23 protein-coding genes and 1 pseudogene are annotated in these 22,326 nt (G+C 71.0%); 4 read left to right on the forward strand and 20 right to left on the reverse strand.

From position 1 onward, the window contains the following. Positions 1-27: 27 nt before the first annotated feature. Complete coding sequence (locus OG992_RS09075) at positions 28-669, reverse strand: DNA-3-methyladenine glycosylase (RefSeq protein ID WP_266302979.1); 642 nt, start codon at positions 667-669, stop codon at positions 28-30. 184 nt (positions 670-853) lie between these two features. Here OG992_RS09075 and OG992_RS09080 point away from each other — a divergent pair, with 184 nt between their 5' ends. From OG992_RS09080 to OG992_RS09090, 3 genes are all read left to right on the forward strand, one after another. After that, positions 854-1,309: a hypothetical protein gene (locus tag OG992_RS09080; protein WP_238686753.1), complete on the forward strand. Its 456-nt coding sequence runs from the start codon at positions 854-856 to the stop codon at positions 1,307-1,309. A gap of 87 nt (positions 1,310-1,396) precedes the next feature. Further along, complete coding sequence (locus OG992_RS09085) at positions 1,397-1,822, forward strand: DNA-binding protein (RefSeq protein WP_210786251.1); 426 nt, start codon at positions 1,397-1,399, stop codon at positions 1,820-1,822. 70 nt (positions 1,823-1,892) lie between these two features. Then, positions 1,893-2,246 (forward strand): MmcQ/YjbR family DNA-binding protein, encoded by a 354-nt coding sequence (locus OG992_RS09090; RefSeq protein WP_238686754.1) that lies wholly within the window; start codon positions 1,893-1,895, stop codon positions 2,244-2,246. A gap of 43 nt (positions 2,247-2,289) precedes the next feature. On the opposite strand, the gene argH is transcribed toward OG992_RS09090, so the two are convergent. From argH to argC, 8 genes are all read right to left on the reverse strand, one after another. Next, on the reverse strand, positions 2,290-3,753 hold the full coding sequence (gene argH, locus OG992_RS09095) for an argininosuccinate lyase (protein ID WP_112668626.1): 1,464 nt from the start codon (positions 3,751-3,753) through the stop codon (positions 2,290-2,292). Positions 3,754-3,829: 76 nt separating this feature from the next. Then, positions 3,830-5,041 (reverse strand): argininosuccinate synthase, encoded by a 1,212-nt coding sequence (locus OG992_RS09100; RefSeq protein WP_266302980.1) that lies wholly within the window; start codon positions 5,039-5,041, stop codon positions 3,830-3,832. Beyond that, complete coding sequence (locus tag OG992_RS09105; protein ID WP_238686757.1) at positions 5,038-5,553, reverse strand: arginine repressor; 516 nt, start codon at positions 5,551-5,553, stop codon at positions 5,038-5,040. The genes OG992_RS09100 and OG992_RS09105 overlap by 4 nt, the downstream gene beginning before the upstream one ends. Next, the gene (gene argF / locus OG992_RS09110) at positions 5,550-6,521 is read right to left on the reverse strand and encodes an ornithine carbamoyltransferase (RefSeq protein ID WP_238686758.1); all 972 of its coding nucleotides are present in this window, start codon (positions 6,519-6,521) and stop codon (positions 5,550-5,552) included. The genes OG992_RS09105 and argF overlap by 4 nt, the downstream gene beginning before the upstream one ends. After that, on the reverse strand, positions 6,518-7,747 hold the full coding sequence (locus OG992_RS09115; RefSeq protein WP_238686759.1) for an acetylornithine transaminase: 1,230 nt from the start codon (positions 7,745-7,747) through the stop codon (positions 6,518-6,520). Before OG992_RS09115 ends, argF begins: the two co-directional genes overlap by 4 nt. Beyond that, positions 7,744-8,649 (reverse strand): acetylglutamate kinase, encoded by a 906-nt coding sequence (argB, locus tag OG992_RS09120; RefSeq protein ID WP_091402003.1) that lies wholly within the window; start codon positions 8,647-8,649, stop codon positions 7,744-7,746. The genes OG992_RS09115 and argB overlap by 4 nt, the downstream gene beginning before the upstream one ends. A gap of 114 nt (positions 8,650-8,763) precedes the next feature. Next, entirely contained in the window at positions 8,764-9,936 is a 1,173-nt protein-coding gene (argJ, locus tag OG992_RS09125) for a bifunctional glutamate N-acetyltransferase/amino-acid acetyltransferase ArgJ (RefSeq protein ID WP_266302981.1), read from the reverse strand. Between the two features lie 55 nt (positions 9,937-9,991). Beyond that, positions 9,992-10,993 (reverse strand): N-acetyl-gamma-glutamyl-phosphate reductase, encoded by a 1,002-nt coding sequence (argC, locus tag OG992_RS09130; protein ID WP_238686761.1) that lies wholly within the window; start codon positions 10,991-10,993, stop codon positions 9,992-9,994. A gap of 270 nt (positions 10,994-11,263) precedes the next feature. Here argC and OG992_RS09135 point away from each other — a divergent pair. Next, positions 11,264-11,503 (forward strand): annotated as a pseudogene (locus OG992_RS09135) (ISAzo13 family transposase); the annotation flags it as partial. Between the two features lie 14 nt (positions 11,504-11,517). On the opposite strand, the gene sigJ reads toward OG992_RS09135, so the two are convergent. The 11 genes from sigJ to OG992_RS09190 form a co-directional block, all read right to left on the reverse strand. After that, positions 11,518-12,486 carry an RNA polymerase sigma factor SigJ gene (gene sigJ / locus OG992_RS09140; RefSeq protein WP_266302982.1) on the reverse strand — a complete coding sequence of 323 codons (969 nt, stop codon included), beginning with the start codon at positions 12,484-12,486 and terminating at the stop codon, positions 11,518-11,520. An 82-nt stretch (positions 12,487-12,568) separates the two neighbouring features. Continuing rightward, positions 12,569-13,303: an SDR family oxidoreductase gene (locus OG992_RS09145; RefSeq protein ID WP_238686763.1), complete on the reverse strand. Its 735-nt coding sequence runs from the start codon at positions 13,301-13,303 to the stop codon at positions 12,569-12,571. A 720-nt stretch (positions 13,304-14,023) separates the two neighbouring features. After that, complete coding sequence (gene pheT / locus OG992_RS09150) at positions 14,024-16,570, reverse strand: phenylalanine--tRNA ligase subunit beta (protein WP_266302983.1); 2,547 nt, start codon at positions 16,568-16,570, stop codon at positions 14,024-14,026. A gap of 40 nt (positions 16,571-16,610) precedes the next feature. After that, entirely contained in the window at positions 16,611-17,678 is a 1,068-nt protein-coding gene (gene pheS / locus OG992_RS09155; RefSeq protein WP_238686765.1) for a phenylalanine--tRNA ligase subunit alpha, read from the reverse strand. A gap of 219 nt (positions 17,679-17,897) precedes the next feature. Further along, positions 17,898-18,749, reverse strand: coding sequence for an RNA methyltransferase (locus OG992_RS09160; protein ID WP_238686766.1), 852 nt, complete (start codon positions 18,747-18,749; stop codon positions 17,898-17,900). Positions 18,750-18,778: 29 nt separating this feature from the next. Further along, positions 18,779-19,171 (reverse strand): 50S ribosomal protein L20, encoded by a 393-nt coding sequence (gene rplT / locus OG992_RS09165; RefSeq protein ID WP_030488429.1) that lies wholly within the window; start codon positions 19,169-19,171, stop codon positions 18,779-18,781. A gap of 32 nt (positions 19,172-19,203) precedes the next feature. After that, positions 19,204-19,398, reverse strand: a complete 195-nt coding sequence (gene rpmI, locus OG992_RS09170) for a 50S ribosomal protein L35 (protein ID WP_007458415.1) — start codon at positions 19,396-19,398, stop codon at positions 19,204-19,206. A 20-nt stretch (positions 19,399-19,418) separates the two neighbouring features. Further along, positions 19,419-20,069, reverse strand: coding sequence for a translation initiation factor IF-3 (gene infC, locus OG992_RS09175; RefSeq protein WP_238686767.1), 651 nt, complete (start codon positions 20,067-20,069; stop codon positions 19,419-19,421). Between the two features lie 369 nt (positions 20,070-20,438). After that, positions 20,439-20,912, reverse strand: a complete 474-nt coding sequence (locus OG992_RS09180; protein ID WP_238686768.1) for a PH domain-containing protein — start codon at positions 20,910-20,912, stop codon at positions 20,439-20,441. A 224-nt stretch (positions 20,913-21,136) separates the two neighbouring features. Continuing rightward, complete coding sequence (hisG, locus tag OG992_RS09185) at positions 21,137-21,982, reverse strand: ATP phosphoribosyltransferase (protein WP_030488425.1); 846 nt, start codon at positions 21,980-21,982, stop codon at positions 21,137-21,139. A 49-nt stretch (positions 21,983-22,031) separates the two neighbouring features. Then, entirely contained in the window at positions 22,032-22,295 is a 264-nt protein-coding gene (locus OG992_RS09190) for a phosphoribosyl-ATP diphosphatase (RefSeq protein ID WP_030335709.1), read from the reverse strand. Positions 22,296-22,326 lie beyond the last annotated feature (31 nt).

Here is a 22,326-nt window from a genome sequence, read left to right on the forward strand (position 1 = left end):
CCGCCGCTTACACGCCGGACGACGCGCTCAGCCGCGGACGCGCGGCACGTGCCGGCGGTACGCGCTGACCGTAGGGTCGGCGTCCAGCCAGAACCGCCAGGGCAGATCGTGGGCGCCGGTCACGCCGACCCGGGGACCGGCCACCACCGTCTCCGGCGGCACCGGTCGGGCCGGAAGGCGCAGCCGGACCGGGCCGTCGCCGAGCAGGTACGCCCCGTACGCCTCCCGGTCGATGCCGAGCGCGGAGCAGAGCCGGGCGGGCCCGCGGGCCAGGTCCACGTCCCGCCGGATGGCCGGCCGGCGCTCCCGTGCCGTGGCCAGCCCGTCGACCACCTCACCGGCGCGCAGCAGCACGGCGGAGGCCTCCCCCTCGACCCCGGTGACCACGTTCATGCACCAGTGCATGCCGTAGGTGAAGTAGACGTAGGCGTACCCGGCGGGGCCGAACATCGCGGCGTTGCGCGGGGTGCGGCCCCGATGGGCGTGCGAGGCGGGATCGCCGCCACTTCCCGCGTACGCCTCGACCTCGGTGATCCGGACGGTGACCCCACCGGCGTGCAGCCGGCAGCCCAGCAGCCCGCGCGCCGCCGGCAGCAGTGGACCGGCGAGCAGGTCCGCCAGCGCCGCCAGGTCGGTGTCGAAGCTGCGATCACCGGACGACAGGGCCATGTCCCCGACGGTACCCATCCCGCCTCCGCGGCACCCGGCCGGGCGCGCCGACCACTGAGCGCCGGCCCGAACAAGACTCACGTCGCACATCGGACAGCCGGCCGAACAGCGAAACCGGACCGTCGGCTCGGGGGTGTTCCCGATGTCGTCGCAGGGAGCGACGACATCACGGGAGGACATCACCATGACCGTACGGAGCATCCGGCGACCACTGATCGCCACCGGTCTCGTCGCGGCAGCAGCGAGCCTGGCCTTCACACCGTCGGCCAGCGCGAGCGTCCCGCTGCGGGCCGCGGCGCAGGCCGACAACGCGTCAGTGACCTCGTTCGTGGTCGGCGCGACGGGCAAGATCGAGGCGAACGGCGCGGCGGCGATCGTGCCGGTCACCGTGACCTGCTCGAAGGCCATCGACTTCGACCTCACGGTCAAGGTCGCGCAGGCGGTCGGCCAGACCATGCGCGCGGGCACGACGGTTCGGAGGGTCACCTGCGCGGAGGGCACCCAGCAGGTGCGGATCGCTGTGGTCCCGGTCGAGCGTCCGTTCGCGGCGGGCGTCGCGTTCGGCGTGCTGACCGCGAACCCCTGTGACCCGTACTGCACACCGATGCACGACGAGCGCAAGTTCAACCTGGCGCTCTGAGAGATCGCCTGGCGGCACGGCATTGCCCGTGCCGCCAGGCTTCAACAATCTGTTGACAATCAGACGTTCATGCGGTGTGCTCGGGGTATGACGACCGAGGACATCTTCACCGCGCCGGACCCGGGCCGGGCCCGCGCCCACCGCACCCACGAGGCGTTACAGCGGATCAGCGAGCGGCACGCCGGCACCGACACGCGGCGGGGCCGGTGGGCCCACCCGTACGTGCTCGACCCGTGGGAGGCGGTCGCCCTGGTCACCGCGCTGGCCGCCGGCGGGGCCGAGCGCGAACCCGCGGAGGAGCCGATCGACGCCGCCGACCTGACCGCCGCGCTGACCCTGCTGCCCCACGTCCGCGCCGAGCTGGACGCCCTGGAGGCCGGCCTGCTGACGCTGGCCCGCGACCGGGGGCTGACCTGGCAGGCGATCGCGTACGGGCTGGGGTTGGGCAGCGCACAGGCGGCCCGGCAGCGCTACGAGCGGGTCGCCGCCCGCTCGGCCGAGCAGACCCCCTGACGACGATCGGCACGCCGCGCTTGCGACGGCGTCCGGGCGGGCACACTGTGCGCACGACGAGGAGGCACCCATGGAGCGCGCGGAGATGCTGGCGTACTGCCTGGCCAAGCCGGGAGCGTGGCTGGACCAACCGTGGGAGGGCGACGAGGTGGTGAAGGTGGGCGGCCGGATCTTCGCCTTCCTCGGCAGCGCCGAGGGCAAAGCGACGGTCGGCATCAAGTGCGGGGCGACCCGGGAGGTGGCCGACGAGTGGCTGCACCGACACCCCGGCGACGCCAGCGTGATGCCCTACATCGGCCGGTCCGGGTGGAACACGCTGCGCCTGGACGGCGGAATCGACGACGAGGAGCTGACCGAGGCCGTCGACTCGTCGTACGACATGGTGGTGGCCAAGCTCCCCAAGCGGGAGCGACCGACGGCCTGAACCGCCGCGGCGCCGGCGGCCAGCGCCGACGCCACGGCACAGCTCAGCGCGGAACGACCCGCTCGGAAGCCCACTCCCGCCAGCTGGCCAGCCGGTCCGCCGCGTCGGCGAGCTGGTCGGCGACCGGGCCGGGGCCGGTGGAACCGGGGGTGGTCCGGGCGGCGAGAGCCGAACGGACCGAGAGCACGTCGCGCACCGACGGGTCGAGGTGCCCGCTGATCGCGGCCAGGTCCTCGTCGGAGACGTCGTTCAGCTCGCACTCCCGAGCCGCGCAGAGCGCCACCAGCTGACCGGTGATCTCGTGCGCGTCGCGGAACGGCACGTTGCGTCGGACCAGCCAGTCGGCGACCTCGGTGGCGAGGGAGAAGCCGACCGGGGCGGCGGCGACGAGGCGGTCCACCCGCACCGTCATCGTGGAGATCATTCCCGCCAGGGCCGGAAGCAGCAGCTCCAGGGTGTCGACCGCGTCGAACGCCGGCTCCTTGTCCTCCTGCATGTCCCGGTCGTAGGTCATCGGCAGGCCCTTGAGCATGGTGAGCACCGTCATCAGACCGCCAACCAGACGCCCCGACTTGCCCCGGGCCAGCTCGGCGATGTCCGCGTTCTTCTTCTGCGGCATGATCGACGAGCCGGTGGCGAAGGAGTCGTCCAGCTCCACCCAGCCGAACTCGTGCGACGTCCAGAGCACCACCTCCTCGCCGAGCCGGGACAGGTGCACCCCGATCAGGGCGGTGGTGAACAGGAACTCCGCCACGAAGTCCCGGTCGGCGACGGCGTCCATCGAGTTGGCGAACGACGTACGGAAGCCCAGCTCCTTGGCCACCGCCACCGGGTCCAGTGGAAGCCCGGAACCGGCCAGTGCGCCCGCGCCGAGCGGACTGATCGCCGCCCGGTGGTCCCAGTCACGCAGCCGCTCGAGGTCACGCAGCAGCGGCTGCACGTGGGCGAGCAGCCAGTGCCCGAAGGTGACCGGCTGGGCGTGCTGGAGGTGGGTCATGCCCGGCGCGGCGGTGTCGATGTGCCGCTCGGCCTGCTCGACCAGCGCCTCCGCCAACTCGACCAGGCGGCTGGCCACGCCCCGGGCGTGGTCGCGCAGGTAGAGCCGCAGGTCGGTGGCGACCTGGTCGTTGCGGGACCGGCCGGCGCGCAGCTTGCCACCGAGGCTGCCGAGACGCTCCAGCAGGCCGCGCTCCAGCGCGGTGTGCACATCCTCGTCGTCGATGGTGGGGCGGAACGTTCCAGAGGCGCAGGCGGCCTCCAGGTCGTCCAGCGCGGCCAGCATCCGGCCCAGCTCCTCCGGATCGAGCAGGCCGGCGCCGGCCAGGACCCGGGCGTGCGCCCGGGAACCGGCGATGTCGTACGGGGCCAGGCGCCAGTCGAACTGCACGCTCACCGACAGTCGGGCGAGCGCCTCGGCGGGGCCGCCCGCGAACCGGCCACCCCAGAGGCTGGTCCGGTTGGTGGCGGCGCTGTTCTCGGTCAGGCTCTTGTCGTCCACGTCGCCCATCATTGCCTTGGTTGCCTCTCGCTCGCGACTGCGGGGCCCGCTCGCCGCGCCTGCTCGGTCTTCGCGCTTACACCTGTCACTGTCCGCCACCGCCCAACCGGGCGTCCCGAGCGGCGGCCATCCGGCTCGGCAACCCCCACAGCTGCACGAAACCCTTGGCCAGGGACTGGTCGAAGGTGTCGCCGGTGTCGTAGGTGGCCATCCCGAAGTCGTAGAGGCTCGCCTCGGAACGCCGGCCGGTCACCGTGGCCCGGCCGCCGTGCAGGATCATCCGCACCTCGCCGCTCACGTGCCGCTGCGCGTCGTCGATGAACGCGTCCAGCGACGCCTTCAGCGGCGAGAACCACAGCCCGTCGTAGACGAGTTCGCCCCAGCGCTGGTCGACGCCCTTCTTGAACCGGGCCAGGTCCCGCTCGACTGTCACCGCCTCCAACTCCTGGTGGGCGGTGATCAGCGCGATCGCGCCGGGCGCCTCGTACACCTCCCGACTCTTGATGCCGACCAGGCGGTCCTCGACCATGTCGAGCCGGCCCACGCCCTGAGCGCCGGCGCGCCGGTTGAGCTCCAGGATCGCCTGGTACGGGGTGACCGTCTCACCGTCGATCGCCACCGGCACGCCGCCGTCGAAGGTGACCACGACCTCGTCGGGGTCGCGCTCCTGGGTCGGGTCGGAGGTGTACGAGTAGAGGTCCTCGACGGGGGCGTTCCAGATGTCCTCCAGGAAGCCGGTCTCCACCGCGCGACCCCACAGGTTCTGGTCGATCGAGTACGGCGACTTGGCCGACACGTCGATCGGCAGCCCCTTCTCCTCGGCGAAGGCGATCGCCTTGTCCCGGGTCCAGGCGAAGTCCCGGGCCGGCGCGATGATCTTCAGGTCGGGGGCGAGCGCGTTCAGGCCCACCTCGAACCGGACCTGGTCGTTGCCCTTGCCGGTGCAGCCATGGGACACGATCGTGCCGCCGTGCTTGCGCGCCGCCGCCACCAGGTGCTTGACGATCAGCGGCCGGGACAGCGCCGACACCAGGGGGTAGCGGTCCATGTAGAGCGCGTTGGCCCGGATCGCCGGCAGGCAGTAGTCGGCGGCGAACTCGTCGCGCGCGTCCACCACCTCGGACTCGGCGGCGCCACAGTCCAGGGCACGCTGACGGATGGCGTCGAGATCCTCACCGCCCTGCCCGACGTCGACAGCGACAGCGATCACCTCCGCGCCGGTCTGCTCGGACAGGTACGGAATGGCGACGGAGGTGTCCAACCCGCCGGAGTACGCGAGCACGACCCGCTCGGTCATGACGTGGTGTTCCCTTCAGCGGTGTCGTCCCGGCGGGCCCAGCCGGCGAGCTTGTCCCCGAGCGCAGCCCCGCCGGCGGCCTCACGGGCCACGACCAGGATGGTGTCGTCGCCGGCGATGGTGCCGACGATCTCGGGCAGGCCCGCCCTGTCCAACGCGCTGGCCAGGTACTGGGCCGCGCCCGGCGGTGTCCGCAGCACGGCGATGTTGCCGCTGGAGTCGACCCCGTTGAGCAGCTCGCGCAGCAGCCGTACCAGCCGGGCCGGCGCGGCCTCGGCGTCGCGCAACGGTCGCTGCCCGTCCTCGGGGATCAGGTAGACGGCCGGACCGTCGCCACCGCGCACCTTGACCGCGCCCAACTCCTCCAGGTCCCGCGAGAGGGTGGCCTGGGTGACGCCGACCCCGTCGGCGGCGAGCAGGTCGGCCAGCTCGGTCTGCGACCGGATCGACCGATCGCGGATCAGCTCCACGATCCGGGCGTGCCGGGCCGCGCGAGTCAGCGGCGCGGTCATCGCGGGCCCCCGGTGGCGGCATCGCCGGTCGCGGCGCCTCCCGTCGCGGTTCCCCCCAGCAGGAACGTCAGCAGCGCCTTCTGCACGTGCAGCCGGTTCTCCGCCTGGTCGAAGACCGCGCTCTGCGGCCCGTCGAGCACCTCGTCGGTGATCTCCTCACCGCGGTGTGCGGGCAGGCAGTGCAGCACTATCGCGTCCGGTGCGGCCTGACCGAGCAGCTCCTTGTTGACCTGGTACGGCAGGAACGGGGTGATCCGGTCCAACCCGTCGGACTCCTGCCCCATCGACGTCCAGGTGTCGGTGGCCAGCACGTCGGCGTCGCGTACCGCCTGGGCCGGGTCGGTCAGCACCCGCACCGACCCGCCGGTCTCCGCGGCGATCTGGCCGGCCCGTTCCACAACGACGGCGTCCGGCGCGAACCCGGCCGGGCCGGCGACCCGCACGTGCATCCCGGCGGTCGCCCCGGCCAGCAGGTACGACTGCGCCATGTTGTTCGCGCCGTCCCCCACGTACGCCAGGGTGCGCCCGGCCGTGCCACCGCACCGCTCCCGGATGGTGAGCAGGTCGGCCAGCAGCTGGCACGGATGGAAACCGTCGGTGAGCGCGTTGACCACCGGCACCGTCGCGCCCGCCGCCACCTCGGCGATCCGCTCGTCACCGTGGGTCCGCAGCACGATCGCCGCGACGTAGCGGGACAGCACCCGCCCCGCGTCGGCGAGCGACTCACCACGACCGAAGTGGGTGACCTGCGTGTCCACCACCAGGGGGTGCCCACCCAGCTCCGCGATGCCGGCGTCGAACGAGATCCTGGTCCGCAGGCTCTGCTTGTCGAAGAGCACCGCCACCGAGCGGGGGCCGACCAGCGGCCGGTGGCCGAACCGGTCCGCCTTCATCAGCGCCGCCAGGTCGAGGACCGCTGACTGTTCGACCGGCGAGAGGTCGTCGTCGCGCAGGAAGTGCCGGGTCATCGAGTCGTTCCCGTCGTGGTGGTCACTGTGGCTGGTGCGCTCTGCGCGCCGGCGGCGGCCGGGGCCGTCGCGTCCAGTGCGGCGGGCAGCGCCGCGAGGAAGGTGTCCGCCTGGGCGGCGGTGAGGATCAGCGGTGGGGCCAGCCGGATCACACCCGGCTGCACCGGGTTGACCAGGAAACCGGCCTCCCGCAGCGCCTCGGCCAGCACCGAGGCGACCGGCGCGGTGAGCGCCACGCCGAGCAGCAGACCGGCGCCGCGGACTTCGCCGATCAGCGGGTGGCCCAGCGCCTCGATGCCGCGACGCAACCGCTCACCGACCCGCTTGACGTTGTCGAGCAGGCCCTCGTTGGCGATGGTCGCCACCACGGCGAGCGCCGCCGCGCAACTGACCGGGTTGCCGCCGAACGTGGTGCCGTGCGAGCCGGGGGTGAGCAGGTCCGCGGCGGGGCCGAAGGCCAGCGTCGCGCCGATCGGCAGCCCACCACCCAGCCCCTTGGCCAGGGTGACCACGTCCGGCTCCACACCCTCGGCCTGGTGCGCGAACCAGTGCCCGGTACGCCCGACGCCGGTCTGCACCTCGTCGAGGACCAGCAGCGCGCCGTGCCGGGCGGTGATCCGACGGGCCGCGGCGAGATAGCCGGCCGGCGGGACCAGCACACCGTTCTCACCCTGGACGGGTTCCAGGATCACCATGGCGGTGGCCTCGGAGACGGCCGCGTCGAGGGCGGCGACATCGCCGTAGTCGACGTGGGTCACCTCGCCGGGCAGCGGCCGGAACGGATCGGCCTTGGCCGGCTGACCGGTCAGCGCGAGGGCGCCCATGGTGCGGCCGTGGAAGCCACCCCTGGTGGCCACCACCTGGGTGCGGCCGGTGCGCCGGGACAGCTTGAACGCCGCCTCGTTCGCCTCCGCACCCGAGTTGGCGAAGAACACCCGCCCCGGTCGGCCGGCGAGCGCCAACAGCAGCTCGGCGAGGGCGACCGGCGGCTCGGCCACGTAGAGGTTGGAGACGTGCCCAAGGGTCGCGACCTGCTTCGACACCGCCGCCACCACCGCCGGGTGGGCGTGACCGAGGGCGTTGACAGCGATGCCACCCACCAGGTCCAGGTATTCCCGACCGGCGTCGTCGACCACGACAGCACCGTGACCGGAGACCAACGCCATCGGCGGTGTGCCGTAGTTGTCCATCATGGACTGCTTCCACCGCTGCGCCAACGTGCTCATGTCGCGTCCGTCCCGTCTCCCGGCACCACCATCGTTCCGAACCCTTCCGAGGTGAACACCTCAAGCAACGTCGAGTGCGCCACCCGGCCGTCGACGACGTGCGCGGCGGGCACTCCCCCACGCACCGCCCGCAGGCAGGCCTCCATCTTCGGCACCATCCCCGACTCCAAGCTGGGCAGCAGCTTGGCCAGGTCGTCCGCGGCGATCTCGGAGACCAGGCTGGTGGTGTCCGGCCAGTCCGCGTACAGGCCGGCCACGTCGGTGAGCACGACCAGCTTGCGGGCCCGCAACGCGATGGCCAGCGCCGCGGCGGCGGTGTCCGCGTTGAGGTTGTGCAGCACACCCTCCACGTCCGGCGCCACCGTGGAGATCACCGGAATCCGGCCGGCCTCGATCAGGTCGGTCACCGCTGACACGTCGACCGACTCGACGTCCCCGACCTGGCCCACGTCGACCGGCACCCCGTCCACGTACGCCGGACGCCGCACCGCCGTGAACAGCCGGGCGTCCTCGCCGGAGAGGCCGACGGCGTACGGACCGTGCGAGTTGATCAGACCGACCAGCTCCCGGCCCACCTGACCGACCAGCACCATCCGGACCACGTCCATCGCCTCGGCCGTGGTCACCCGCAGACCACCCCGGAACTCGCTGGCGATGCCGAGGCGACCCAGCATCGCGGAGATCTGCGGACCACCGCCGTGCACCACCACGGGCTTCAGGCCGGCATAGCGCAGGAAGACCATGTCCGCCGCGAACGCCCGCTGCAACTCCGGATCGGTCATCGCGTTGCCGCCGTACTTGACCACCACCGTCGAGCCGGTGAAGCGCGCCAACCAGGGCAACGCCTCGATCAACGTCTCCGCCTTGACCTGGGCGCGAGCCAAATCGCTGCTGAGACTCACCGTGCCGGCCTTTCGTTCGCGACTGCGGGACTCCGCTTCGCTGCGTTCCTCGCGCTCACGTCGCTGGCCTTTCGTTCGCGACTGCGGGACTCCGCTTCGCTGCGTTCCTCGCGCTCACGTCGAGTACGCCGAGTTCTCGTGCACGTACGCGTGGGACAGGTCGTTGGTCCAGATCGTGGCGGCCGACGTACCCGCGTGCAGGTCGATCCGGATGGTCACGTCCCGCCCGGTCAGGTCGACCTTCGAGCGGTCCTCGGCGGCGGCGCCACCCCGGCACACCCACACCCCGTTGACCGCCACGTCCACCTCGTCCGGCTCGAACGCGGCGGCGGTGGTGCCGACGGCGGCGAGGATCCGACCCCAGTTCGGGTCGTTGCCGAACAACGCCGTCTTGACCAGGTTGTTGCGGGCCACCGTACGGCCCACCTCGACCGCCTCGTCCTCGTCCGCCGCGCCGACCACGTCGATGGCTATCTGCTTGGTGGCGCCCTCGGCGTCGGCCACCAACTGCTGGGCCAGGTCGTGACAGGCCGCGGTGACGGCGGCCGCCAGCTCGGCCGGTGTCGGCTCGATGCCGCTCGCGCCGCTGGCCAGCAGCAGCACGGTGTCGTTTGTGGACATGCAACCGTCGGAGTCGACCCGGTCGAAGCTGACCCGGGTGGCCTCCCGCAACGCCTCGTCCAGCGTCGCCGGCCCGGCCACCGCATCGGTGGTCAACACGCAGAGCATGGTGGCCATCCCGGGCGCGAGCATCCCGGCACCCTTGGCCATGCCGCCGACCGTCCAGCCGCTCCCCCGGGCCACAGTGGTCTTCGGCCGGGTGTCCGTGGTCATGATCGCCTCGGCGGCGGCCGGGCCACCGTCGCGGGACAGCCCGCGGATCGCCGACCGGACGCCCGGCAGCAGCTTGGGCATCGGCAGCCGCTCACCGATCAGGCCGGTCGAGCAGACCGCGACCTCACCGGCGCCGAGGATCAGCCGAGGGCTGACCGAGGTCAGCGCGGCGGCGGTGTGCTCGGCGGTGGCGTGCGTGTCCTGAAAACCGGCCGGACCGGTGCAGGCGTTCGCGCCACCGGAGTTGAGCACCACCGCGCGGACCACACCGCCCTGCACCACCTGCTGGGTCCAGCGCACCGGCGCGGCCTTGACCCGGTTGGTGGTGAAGACACCGGCCACGCCGGCGTCTGGGCCGTCGTTGACCACCAGGGCGACGTCCGCGCCGCCGCTGGCCTTGAGGCCGGCGGCCACACCGGCCGCCCGGAACCCCCGAGGGGTGGTGACGCTCACGGCGCCTGCCTCTCGTTCGCGACTGCGGGGCTCCGCTGCGCTGCACTCCTCGCGCTCACGGGGTGACTCCCCAGATCGACAGGCCCGTCGTCTCCGGCAGGCCGAGCATCAGGTTGGCGTTCTGGACGGCCTGACCGGCCGCGCCCTTGCCCAGGTTGTCCAACGCGCTGAGCACGATCAGACGACCCGAGTCGACGTCGACGGTGGCCTGTAGGTGACACGAGTTGGAGCCGAGGGTGGCGGCGGTGTGCGGCCAACGGCCCTCCGGCAGCACGTGCACGAACGGCGCGTCCGCGTACGCCCGCGCCAGCACCTCCTGCGGGTCGACGCCGCGCGCCGGCACCGCGGTGACGGTGGCCAGGATGCCGCGCGGCATCGGCGCCAGGACCGGGGTGAGCGACAGGCCGGTCGCGCCCGTGGCCTGCTTGATCTCCGGTACGTGCTGGTGGGTGCCCACCCGGTACGGCGACAGGTCGCCCATCACCTCGCTGGCCAACAGGTGCGGCTTGGTCGCCCGGCCGGCGCCGGAGGTGCCGGAGGCGGCGACCACCACCACGTCGGCGGGGCTGGCCGCGCCGTCGGCGATCAGCGGCGCGAGCGCCAGGGTGATCGCGGCGGCGTAGCAGCCGGTGTTCGCCACCCGGGTGGAGCCGGCGATCAGCTCCCGCTGACCGGGCAACTCGGGCAGGCCGTAGGTCCACTGCCCGGCGTGCGTGCCGCCGTAGTACTGCGCCCAGGCGTACGGGTCGGCCAGCCGGTGGTCGGCACCCAGGTCGACAATCCGCACCTCGGCCGGAAGCTGGGCCGCGAGAGCCGCCGACTGGCCGTGCGGCAGGGCCAGGAAGACCAGGTCCGCATCGGCCAGGATCGTCGGGTCGGTCTCGCCGAGCACCAGGTCGAGCCCGGTGAGCTGCGGGTGCACCACGTCGACGCGGTGCCCGGCCTGGCTGTGCGCGGTGGCGGCGACCAGGTCGAACTGCGGGTGCCCGGCGATCAGGCGCAGCAGCTCGCCTCCGGCGTACCCGCTCGCTCCGGCGACCGCGACTCGGATCCCCATACTCACCTCCGCATGACTATGCAGCGAAGATTAACAAGGACGACTCACGAGTGCAAGTTCATGCAGCACACTGCATGGTAATGAACAGATCCACTGTACGGCGGCGTGTCCCCCAGCCGACGATCATGCTTTGGCTCCCCGGGCTGTGGAGAGCCGATCTCAGTCATCCGGTAGGGGCGGGTGCATCGGGCGGGCCGGCCAAGCGACCGATCGCTTCCCGATCTGAGGCTCGTTGGTCTGGCATGCGCATCCCGGACGAGACCCGTGACCGATCAGGTCCTGGCCACCGTGCTCCACCTGCGGGCCACCCTGGCCGCGGAACCCCTCGCCGTGCTGTTCGGCACCAGCCGCAGCGCTATGCACCGCACCCTCCTGAAGAACCCGCGACTGCTCGCGGCACACGGCATCACCATCGCACCGGCGACAACTCCGCCCACGACCCTCGCCGCCCTCCAGGACCGGGTCCAGGCACAGACCGGCGAGGACAACAAGATCAAAACAACGTGTTAATGATCTGCAATCCCTTAGTCGAGTGGCCAATTCGTCAGTTTCAGTGGATTAAGCATCAGCCACACGTTCGTGACACAGTCAGCACTGACGTCGAAGGTGGCCATCCCATATCGATGCTCCCCATTCCTCAGCATGTATCCGAGACCGTCAGCCGTGTCTCGTCGCTCAAAACGAAGAGCGGGTTGCTTACGCATCACTCCCACGAGCCACCGCGCCACATGATCCGAACCACGGATAACCTGAGGTGCGGCATTGACGAATCCGCCGCCATCTACTCGCAGTTCGACATCTGGGGCCAATACGCGCAACAGGTCTTCAATATTCCCTCCAACCGTTGCGTCGCGGAACGCCCGAACAACTCCATCATGCTGTTGAGGAGAAACTTGTGCTCGCCTTCCTCCTCGAACGTGCCGACGTGCGGACGTCGCCAATTGCCTTACGGCTCCTGGTGAACGGCCTACAACACTGGCAATCTCGCCAAACGGCACGCCGAATACGTCATGCAGTACGAACGTCACTCGCTCCGCTGGGGTCATGGACTCGAGGACCGTCAACAAAGCCATACTGACCGTATCATCGAGGGAAACGCGATCGAGCGGATCGGCGGCGATATGACTGGAGCTCGTTGGCTCCTTCGCTGCGTCCGCAAAGAGGTCAGATGGGACTGGCTCCGGTAGCCATTGTCCGACGTACGTCTCCCGTCGTGCCCGCGCGGAGCCCAGCATGTCGAGTGAGATACGGCTCGCAACTCGCATCAACCATGCAGCGGGCGTGGCAATCGCTTCGCGTTCCTCGGCCCCAAGGCGGTACCATCTGACATACGTCTCTTGCACAACATCTTCAGCATCGGCCAGGGTGCCCATCATACGAAAGGCCAGCGACATCAAACGGTGTCGCTCGGCAGCGACGGAATCGAGAATCCGCGATTCATCACGCTCGGCTCCTCCAAACCCTATGGATTCGGCAGGAAAGTCTTCCGACATTGGGCACCCTTTCCGACCTGAGCGCGGCATGCCTCAACTATCCTCTGACGGCCGAGCGTCCCATCGTCCCCTTATTGTGGTTTCAGGCGAGGGGGATTCCTGAAATGGGGTACCTCACAGTGCCTACCCGGTGAGCGCCACGTGGAACCATCGCATCGGGTGCCCCTTCCGCCTCCACGGTCACAACCTCGCGGTCGTCTCCGCGATCAGCCAGCGTGGCACGGAAGAGGTCATCGTGGTAGAAGCGGTCGGGTCCAGCGATCTCGACCTCGCTTCCCGGCTCCAATGTCGTGGCAGCCTCGGCGAGCAGCTCGATGACCTCGTCCAGCTCGACAGGCTGGATGACCGACCTGGGAGCGAAAACCTTTCCGTCCACAGAGTGCTGGTCAATGAGGATGGGAAGGTAGCTCTGGAACTGAGTGGCTCGAATGATGGTTGCGGGGATCGAACCGGATCGTGCGGCCTTCTCCTGCGCCACCTTGCCGAGGTAGTACCCAACCTCAGACGCGTCTCCTTGTCCGACGCCGACGATGGAGAGCAGGACGTGGTGACGCACACCTGCCCGCTTGCCCTCCGCATTCAGATTGTTGATCGCTCCCTCGAAGAACGAAATGGCCCCCTCCGCATCAAAGCGGGGGGTGTTCAGGACGTTCACGATGGTGTCGACTCCGACCAGGGCCTCGGCGAGCCCCTCGCCAGAGATCACGTCGATCCCGTCATCAAGTCCTCCCGAGACCACCTCGATGCCCCTGGCCTCCAGCTTGTCAGCAAGGGGGGAGCCGACACGGCCGCGCCCACCAGCGATGAAAATCTTCATTTTTCACTCCGTCCCCGGGGCACCGGTCGCCGCCCTCACCAATATGACGACGCAGGCCAGGAAGATGTCAGGCTCCGAGGCAGACCTCTTCTCAGAGCCCCTCAGCCGCTGCGACCGGCGGGGGCAGCTGGGGCGGACCTCACCGGTGAATGCGGGCCGTGGGAAGGGCTACGGCGCGCGCGTCGCATGGTAAGGCGTAGGCCAACACGAGGCGAATGTGTGTGGAGCCCGGTGTCGGCGTGATCGACCTCACCCGACTCCCGTTCGCGCCTCTCACGACGGGAGAACGACGCTTACCCCCCTCGTCGTCGAGATCACCTTCGACCTCGGTGACCTCCCGCAGGTATGCCACCTCGGCGTCATCCTGGCCTGGGCCCGTCATGCCCCCAGGATCGCATCCGGCGGCGAACCGCGCTGGGAGTTACGAGACGTCTCCTAATCTCCCTGGTCACGGCACCAACTGCCGGTGCCATGACATCGAGAACGGGCTTCCGTGCGGCGTCACTTGTCCATGGTCACCCGAACACATTCCAGCCAGTCCGTCCACGCAGGTACCCACGAGAACCTCCGTCGGGTGTCGTATTCAATCCACCGCCTGTAAAGGCCCTGGCCTGGTGAGAAATCACCAGGCCAGGGCCTTTGATCGCAGGTGCCCCGCCAGCGACTCGGACCCCGGACCCGCGGACCAAGAGATCGCGGGGCAGGGACGAGCCGATCCGGTTACGCGCCGCGCAGGGTGGCGCCGAGGCGTTCCGCCGCGACGGCGACCGCCGCGTCCCGTGCGGCGACCGCCTCCTCGACGGTGAGCGTCCGGTCCGGTGCCCGGAAGGTCAGCTTGTACGCCAGCGAGCGGCGGCCGGCGCCGAGCTGCGCGCCGGAGTACACGTCGAAGAGCCGCACGTCCTCCAGCAGTTCACCGGCGCCCGCCTCCAGCGCCCGGCGCACCTGCTCCGCCGGCACCGAGTCGTCCACCACGAGGGCCACGTCGATCAGCGCCGGCGGGAAGCCGGAGACCGTCGGCGCCGGCGTCACCGGGGTCGGCGGCAGCGTGTCGAGGTTCAGCTCCATCGCGCTGGTGCGGCGGGGCAGCTCCAACGCCGCGACCACCACCGGGTGCAGCTCGCCGGCGTGTCCGACGACCGAGCCGTCGACCCGCAGCTCGGCGCAGCGACCCGGGTGCCACGGGGCGTACTCGGCGGCGCGCACCTCGACCCGCTCGTCGGGGATCCCGGCGGCGGCCAGCACGTCACGGGCCGCCTCGATCGCGTCCGCCCAGCCGGCCGGTCGACCCGGACCCCACCAGCCGGCGGGGTCCAGGTCGCCGGAGAGCACCACCGCGACGTGCACCGGCTGCGCCGGCACCACCGCGTCGGCGGCGGCGAACTCCTCGTCGGTGGGGCGCCGGTCCACGCCCATCGTCGGCGGGCTGCCGGCGCCGACGCGCGGGTGGAAGACCGCACCGATCTCGTAGAGGGCGAGGTCGCGGTGACCCCGGCCGAGGTTGCGCTTGAGGATGCCGAGCAGCGGGCCGAGCAGCGTGGTGCGCAGCAGCGGCTCCTCCTCGGACAGGGGGTTGGCCAGCCGCACCGCGGGCCGGCGCGGGTCGTCGGCCGGCAGGCCGAGCTGGTCGGCCAGCTCCGGCGACACGAACGGGTGCGCGAGCACCTCCACGTACCCCCGCTCGGCCAGCGAACCGGCGACGGCCCGGCGGCGACGCTGCCGCGGCGTCAGACCACGCCCGGGGGGCGCGGTGGGCAGCACCGACGGCACCCGGTCGTACCCGTCGAGGCGGACGACCTCCTCGACCAGGTCGGCCGGGTCGGTCAGGTCGGGCCGCCAGGTCGGCGGGGTGACGCTCAGCACCGTCCCAACGCCGCTGGCCACGCCGACCGCGCCCGGGTCCTCGGACAACCGGTCCGCGCCCTGCGCGACAGTGCAGCCGACCCTCTCCAGCAGGGCGACCACCCGCGCCGGCGGGTACTCGACGCCGACCCGCCGGGTCGGCAGGTCCGCCGGAAGACTGATCGGGGTACGCGGCTGGACGTGGTCGATGTCCAGGATCTCCGCGCTCGGCGTGCCCCCACCGTGCTCGGTGAGCAGGCGCACGGCGCGCTCCAGCGCGACCAGCGCCACGGCCGGGTCGACACCCCGCTCCCAGCGCTTCGCGGCCTCGCTGAACAGCTTGTGCCGGCGGGCGGTGCGCCCGACCATCGCCGGGTCCCAGTGCGCCGCCTCGAAGAGCACTGTGGTGGTGCCGGCGACGACCTCGCTGGTCTCGCCGCCCATCACCGCCGCCAGGGAGATCGGCCCGGTGTCATCGCAGATCACCATGTCGTCGGCGGTGAGCACCCGGTTGACCCCGTCGAGGGTGGTCAGCTTCTCCCCCGCCTCGGCGCGCCGGACCACCAGCGGCCCGGCGATCCGGTCGGCGTCGAAGGCGTGCATCGGCTGGCCCAGCTCCAGCATCACGTAGTTGGTGATGTCGACGGGCAGCGAGATGCTGCGGATGCCGGCGGTGACGAGCCGCTGCTGCATCCAGGACGGTGTGGGAGCGGTCGGGTCGACCCCGCGGACCAGGCGGGCCGTGAACCGGTCGCAGCCGACAGTGTCGCGGACCTCCACCGGGTACGCGGGCGTATCGGTGCCGCCCGGGGCCGGCGTGAGGGCCGGGTCGCGCAGCGGCACGTCGAACGCGTGCGACAGCTCCCGGGCCAGGCCGCGCAGGCTCAGCGCGTACCCCCGGTCAGGGGTGATCTCCAGATCGAGGACGACGTCGTCGAGACCCACCACCGGGCGCGCGTCGTCGCCCGGCTTGGCCGTCACGTCCGGCCCCAGCACGATGATGCCGGAGTGGTCGTCGCCCAGGCCCAGTTCCTTGGCCGAGCAGATCATGCCCGCCGAGTTGTGCCCGTACGTCTTGCGGGCGCCGATGGCGAAGCCGCCGGGCAGCACGCCGCCGGGCAGGATCACCACCACCCGGTCACCCGGGGCGAAGTTACGGGCACCGCAGACGATCTCCTGCGGCTCACCGGTGCCGTTGGCGGCACCCACGTCGACCCGGCAGAACCGGATCGGCTTCTTGAAGCCGGTGAGCTCCTCGATCTCGCGGACCTCACCGACGACCAGTTGGCCGGTGACGGTCTCGGCCAGGTCCACAGCGGACTCGACCTCGATGCCGAGGTCGACCAGGGCCTGCTCCAGGTCACCGGTGGGCAGGTCGGCGGGGAGGTCGATGTACTCCCGCAGCCAACTGACAGAAACTCGCATGACTTCAGACCACCGTTCCCGTGTCTCGTACCCGCATCGCCTACGCCCCGGTCCCGAGCGCGCGGCTGAACCGCACGTCGCCCTCGAAGAGATGGCGGATGTCGCTGACCCCGTGCCGGACCATCAGGGTCCGGTCGATGCCCATGCCGAAGGCGAATCCGGAGTAGACCTCCGGGTCGACGCCGCAGGCGCGCAGCACCCGGGGGTTGACCATGCCGCAGCCACCCCACTCGACCCACTGCGGGCCGTCGCGGTGTTCCGGGAACCACACGTCGAACTCCGCCGACGGCTCGGTGAACGGGAAGTAGTGCGGCCGCCACCGGGTCTTCGCCTCGGGGCCGAACATCGCCCGGGCGAAGTGGTCAAGCGTGCCCCGCAGGTGGGCCATCGTGATGCCCTTGTCGACCACCAGGCCCTCGGCCTGGTGGAACACCGGGCTGTGGGTGGCGTCGATCTCGTCGGTGCGGTAGACGCGACCCGGCACGATCACGTAGATCGGCGGCTTGCGGCTGAGCATCGTGCGGGTCTGCACCGTCGAGGTGTGCGTCCGCAGGACCAGGCCGGAACCCTCCGGTGCGATGTGGAAGGTGTCCATCAGCCCGCGAGCCGGGTGGTCGGCGGGGATGTTCAACGCGTCGAAGTTGACCCACTCCAGGTCGACCTCGGGCCCCTCGGCCACCTCGTAGCCCATCCCGACGAAGAGGTCGCTAATCGACTCCATCAGGGTGCTCAACGGGTGCCGGGCGCCGCGCGGACGCCGGTCGTAGGGCAGGGTGACGTCCACCCGCTCCTCGACCAGCACCCGCTCGGCCTGCTCGCGCTCGACCACCTCGGCGCGCTCGGCGTACGCGGACTCGATCGCCCGGCGGGCCTCGTTGACCCGCTTGCCGGCGTCGGACTTCGCGGCCGGCGGCAGCGCGCCGATCTCCCGGCGCGCGAGGGAGACCGGTGACCGGTCACCCAGGTGCACCGAGCGCAGCGCGCTCAGCGCGTCCGGGTCGGCGGCGGCCTCGAACGCCTTCGTGGCGTCCGTGACGGCCTCGGCCAGGGCGGCGGGGTCGAGCAGGGCAACCTGCTTCGGGTCGTACGGATCGTTGCGGTAGCTCATGGCGTACGGGCACTCCCTCACGGCGGCGCCAGCCCTCACCGGGGCGGCTAGGCGAGTCTACGGACGCGCGGCTGTGCCGCAGCCCGCCGGTAGGAGTTGCGCAGGGAGCAGGTCAGGCCCGCCGCCCGCCGACACCGGCGGGCTGGCTAAACGAACGCCGTGTCGCGTTCATGGACGGACGCTCTCCCCTGCTGTCAGTCGCGCCGGAGGCAATCACCCTCAGCGCTGCGCTCTCGCTGAAGCGTACAGGCAGACCGCCGCGGCGGCAGCCAGGTTGAGGCTCTCCGCGCGCCCGTACAGCGGCACCCGCACCGTGGTGTCGGCGGCGGCGGTCAACTCCTCGGGCAGGCCGTGCGCCTCCGAGCCGAACAGCCAGGCGGTGGGCCCGACGAGCCGACCGTAGTCGGTCAGGTCGTCCAGGTCGTTGTCGCCGTACCCGGTGGTGGCGAAGATCGACAGCCCGGCGGCGCGCAGCGCGTCGACCACCGCGACCGGGTCGGGGGCGCGCACCACGTCGACGTGGAAGAGGCTGCCGGCAGAGGCTCGCACACACTTGCCGTTGTACGGGTCGACGGCGTCTCCGGCGAAGATCACCGCACCCGCGCCGGCCGCGTCGGCGGTGCGCAGCACGGTGCCGGCGTTGCCCGGGTCACGGATCTCGGCGAGCACCGCCACCAGCCGGGGCGCACCCGCGAGGGCCTGCTCCAGTGGGACGTCCAGGTGCCGGCAGACGGCGACCAACCCCTGTGGGGCGACGGTCTCGGTCAGCGCCGCGAGGGCATCGTCGGTCACCTCGGAGACCGGCACGTCGGCGCGGGCCGCCGTGGCGGCCAACTCCGGATACCTGTCGAGCGCGGTGGTCGTACCGAACAGTTCGGTGACCACCTCCGGCCGCGCGAGGGCCTCGCGGACCGCCTGCGGGCCCTCGGCCAGGAAACGGCCTGTGGCGTCGCGGTCCCGGCGGCGTTGCAGGCGGCGGGCGGCGACGACCCTGGGGGTACGCGGGGTGAAAGCCATGGTGTGCGCTCCTCCGGCACGATTGAGGCGCCCCCCGGACGGCGGTGCCGACACGGGAGACGCCTCGCTCTGGTGCGTGGGGATCAGGCGGCCTGAGCCGCCGCGCCGCCGGTGCCCTCGGCCGTGACCGCGGCCCGGGCCAGCTCGACGATCGCCGCGAAAGAGGCGGCGTCGTTGACAGCCATGTCGGCCAGGATCTTGCGGTCGACCTCGATGCCGGCCAGACGCAGGCCCTGGATCAGACGGTTGTAGGTCATCCCGTTGGCCCGGGCGCCCGCGTTGATCCGCTGAATCCACAGCTGCCGGAAGTCGCCCTTGCGGTCGCGACGGTCCCGGTAGGCGTACTGCATCGAGTGCAGCACCTGCTCCTTGGCCTTGCGGTACAGGCGGGAGCGCTGACCGCGGTAACCACTCGCGGACTCCAGCAGGGTACGACGCTTCTTCTGGGCGTTTACAGCCCGCTTGACGCGTGCCATCTCAACTCCTAATTACGTAAAGGTGGCGCGCGTCAGCGGCCGAGCAGCTTCTTGATGCGCTTGACGTCGGCCTTGGCCAGCACGACCGTGCCGGTCAGCCGGCGGGTCTGGGTGGAGGGCTTCTTCTCCAGGTTGTGGCGGAGGCCGGCCTGCTGGGCAACGATCTTGCCCTTGCCGGTCACCTTGACCCGCTTACCCATACCCGTGTGGCTCTTCATCTTCGGCATGTGGAACGTCTTCTCCCCTGTTACTCGCTGCTGGTGTCGGCGGCGAGGCCGGTGTCACCGGCTGCTGCGGTCTCGCTGACCGCTGCGGTCTCATCGGCTTCCGGAGCGGCGGACTCGTCCCCTGCCCGGTCCCGAGGTCCGCCGCGAGACGCCGTAGCGGCGACCGCGGAGGCCTTGACGGCCCGATGCGGGGCGAGAACCATGATCATGTTTCGGCCGTCCTGCTTCGGAGCGGCCTCGACGTATCCCAGTTCCGTGATCTCGGATTCGAGCCGGCGCAGGAGCCGGTAACCCAGCTCCGGACGGCTCTGCTCGCGACCGCGGAACATGATCGTCACCTTGACCTTGTCGCCCGCCTTGAGGAACCGCACCACGTGACCCTTTTTGGTCTCGTAGTCGTGCGGGTCGATCTTCGGCCGAAGCTTCATTTCCTTGATGACGGTCTGCTGCTGATTACGCCGCGCTTCGCGCGCCTTGAGTGCGCTCTCGTACTTGAACTTGCCGAAGTCCATGAGCTTGCACACCGGCGGGCGCGCCATCGGCGCAACCTCGACCAGGTCCAGATCGACGTCCGCGGCCAGCTGAAGAGCGCGCTCCAGCGGGACGATGCCCACCTGCTCACCCTCTGGGCCGACCAGTCGGACCTCACGTGCCCGGATCTGCTCGTTCACGCGTGGTTCGACGCTGATGGGGCCTCCTCGAGTCGTTTCTGCTCACTCGCCGACCCCTGCGGCTCCCGGGAGGGAACCGACCCGAAAAGCAGAAGGCCCCGGCGCATGCCAGGGCCCGCTCGACCGGTCAGCGCGATCACCAGGATCGCGCACCCGGCACCGGGACATGCCCGGAACCGGTGACCGGACCCGGCCACCGTAGCGGCGACTCGGGTGGGAGCAGGCGCTCCGCTTTCAAGGCTGTCTGCTCGCACGCGGAGACAGCCTGGTCGACTCGATAACACTACACCGGCGCCCCGGCGACCCCCAAACCGGGCACGACCTGGTGTTCAAAGACGCCCGGCAGGTCGGCGGGTCGGCCGCGCTGGGTCAGCGGCCGACGGCGCGTTCGGCGAGGCGGACCTGGTGGGCCTCGTGCAGCCGGCGCAGCGCGCGGACCCCGTCGACGGCCAACTCCTTGTCGGCGGCCTGCAACGCGACCATCGGCAGCAGGTCGTCGTCGTGCAGCTCCAGGCTGGCCCACGGCGCGCCCCGGTCGAAGCGGACGCCCCGGACAACCTCCCAGGGCAGCTCGTAGGAGCTGATGACGTTACGGACCCGGATGCTCCGGGCGTCCGCCTCCACCCGGGGACGGGTGAACAGCAGGAAGCCCAGCGCACCGAAGATGCCGAGGCCGATCATGGCGATCTGGTCGCCGCGCTGGAAGCTGCCGTAACCATCGCCGGTCGGGCCACTCAGCGAGGTAGCGACCAGACCGAACACCACCACCAGGGCGGCCGCCGCCGACCAGCAGACCACGCGGATGCGGCGGGGCTTCAGGCGGACCAGTTCGGTTTCACTCACCCCACCAGTCTGCCACCCGCGCTCGGTCATCGAACGCACCACCCGCCGAGCCACCACCCCGAGCCCACAGGCGGCCAGCCGCCCCAAGATCGTGCTCGATCCAGGATCCAGTGGCCTCCGCCGAGCTGGAGGCCACTATTTCCATGATCGAGCGCGATCTTCCCGGTCCGGGCGGGGCCGCGGGACGGGTCCCGCGTGCGCCGGGCCGCACCGGCCGGGGACGGTCAGAGGCGGCAGGCGTGGATGTTGGTGACGAGGATGGCGCGGGCGCCCAGTTCGTACAGCTCGTCCATGATGCGGTGCACGTCGTCGCGGAGCACCATGGCCTGCACCGCCACCCAGCCCTCGCGGTGCAGCGGCGACACCGTGGGCGACTCGATGCCCGGAGTGAGCCCGCTGGCCCGGTCCAGCAGACCGGCCGGCACGTCGTAGGCGAGCATCACGTAGCGGCGGGCCACCAGCACACCGTGCAGGCGGCGCAGCAACTGCTCGGCCTGCGGTTGCGCGGGCGCGCCGGCACGCCGGACCAGCACCGCCGACGAGCGCAGCAACGGCTCACCGAAGACCACGAGGCCCGCCTGGCGCAGGGTCGCGCCGGTCTCCACCACGTCCGCGATCACGTCAGCGACACCGAGGCGTACGGCGTTCTCCACGGCGCCGTCGAGGCGGATCACGTCGGCCTTGACGCCCACCTCGCCGAGGTGCCGTTCGACCAGCCCCGGGTACGCGGTGGCGATGCGGTGACCGCCCAGCTCCTGCACGGAGGCGATGTCGTCGGGGCGGGCGGCGAAGCGGAAGGTGGCCCGGCCGAAGGCGAGGTCGACGACCTCCTCGGCCGGCGCGGCCGAGTCGATCAGCAGGTCCCGGCCGGTGATCCCGAGGTCGAGGTCACCGGAGCCGACGTAGGTGGCGATGTCCTTCGGACGCAGGTAGAAGAATTCGACGTCGTTGGCCTCGTCGCGGCAGACGAGGTCCTTGGGGTCGGTGCGCTGGCGGTAGCCCGCCTCACGCAGCATCTGGGCGGCCGGTTCGGCCAGGGTGCCCTTGTTGGGAATGGCGACACGCAGCATGACGGAGTGCTCCTTCGATCCGGTTGGCGATCAACAGGGGTGGGGGCACTCACAGATGTCGGTAGACGTCCTTGAGCTCGAGACCACTGGCGAGCATCAGCACCTGGACCTGGTAGAGCAGTTGGGAGATCTCCTCGGCGGTGCGCTCCGGCCCCTCGTGCTCGGCGGCCATCCACGACTCGGCCGCCTCCTCGACGACCTTCTTGCCGATGAAGTGCACGCCCTTGTCCAGCGCGGCGACGGTGCCCGACCCCGGGGTGCCGGCGGCGGCCTTGGCCTGCAGCTCGGCGAACAACTCCTCGAACGTCTTCACGGGGAACGATTCTTCCAGCCACCCGCGCGGC

It is taken from the genome of Micromonospora sp. NBC_00362 (assembly GCF_026342155.1).
Lineage (GTDB): Bacteria > Actinomycetota > Actinomycetes > Mycobacteriales > Micromonosporaceae > Micromonospora > Micromonospora hortensis.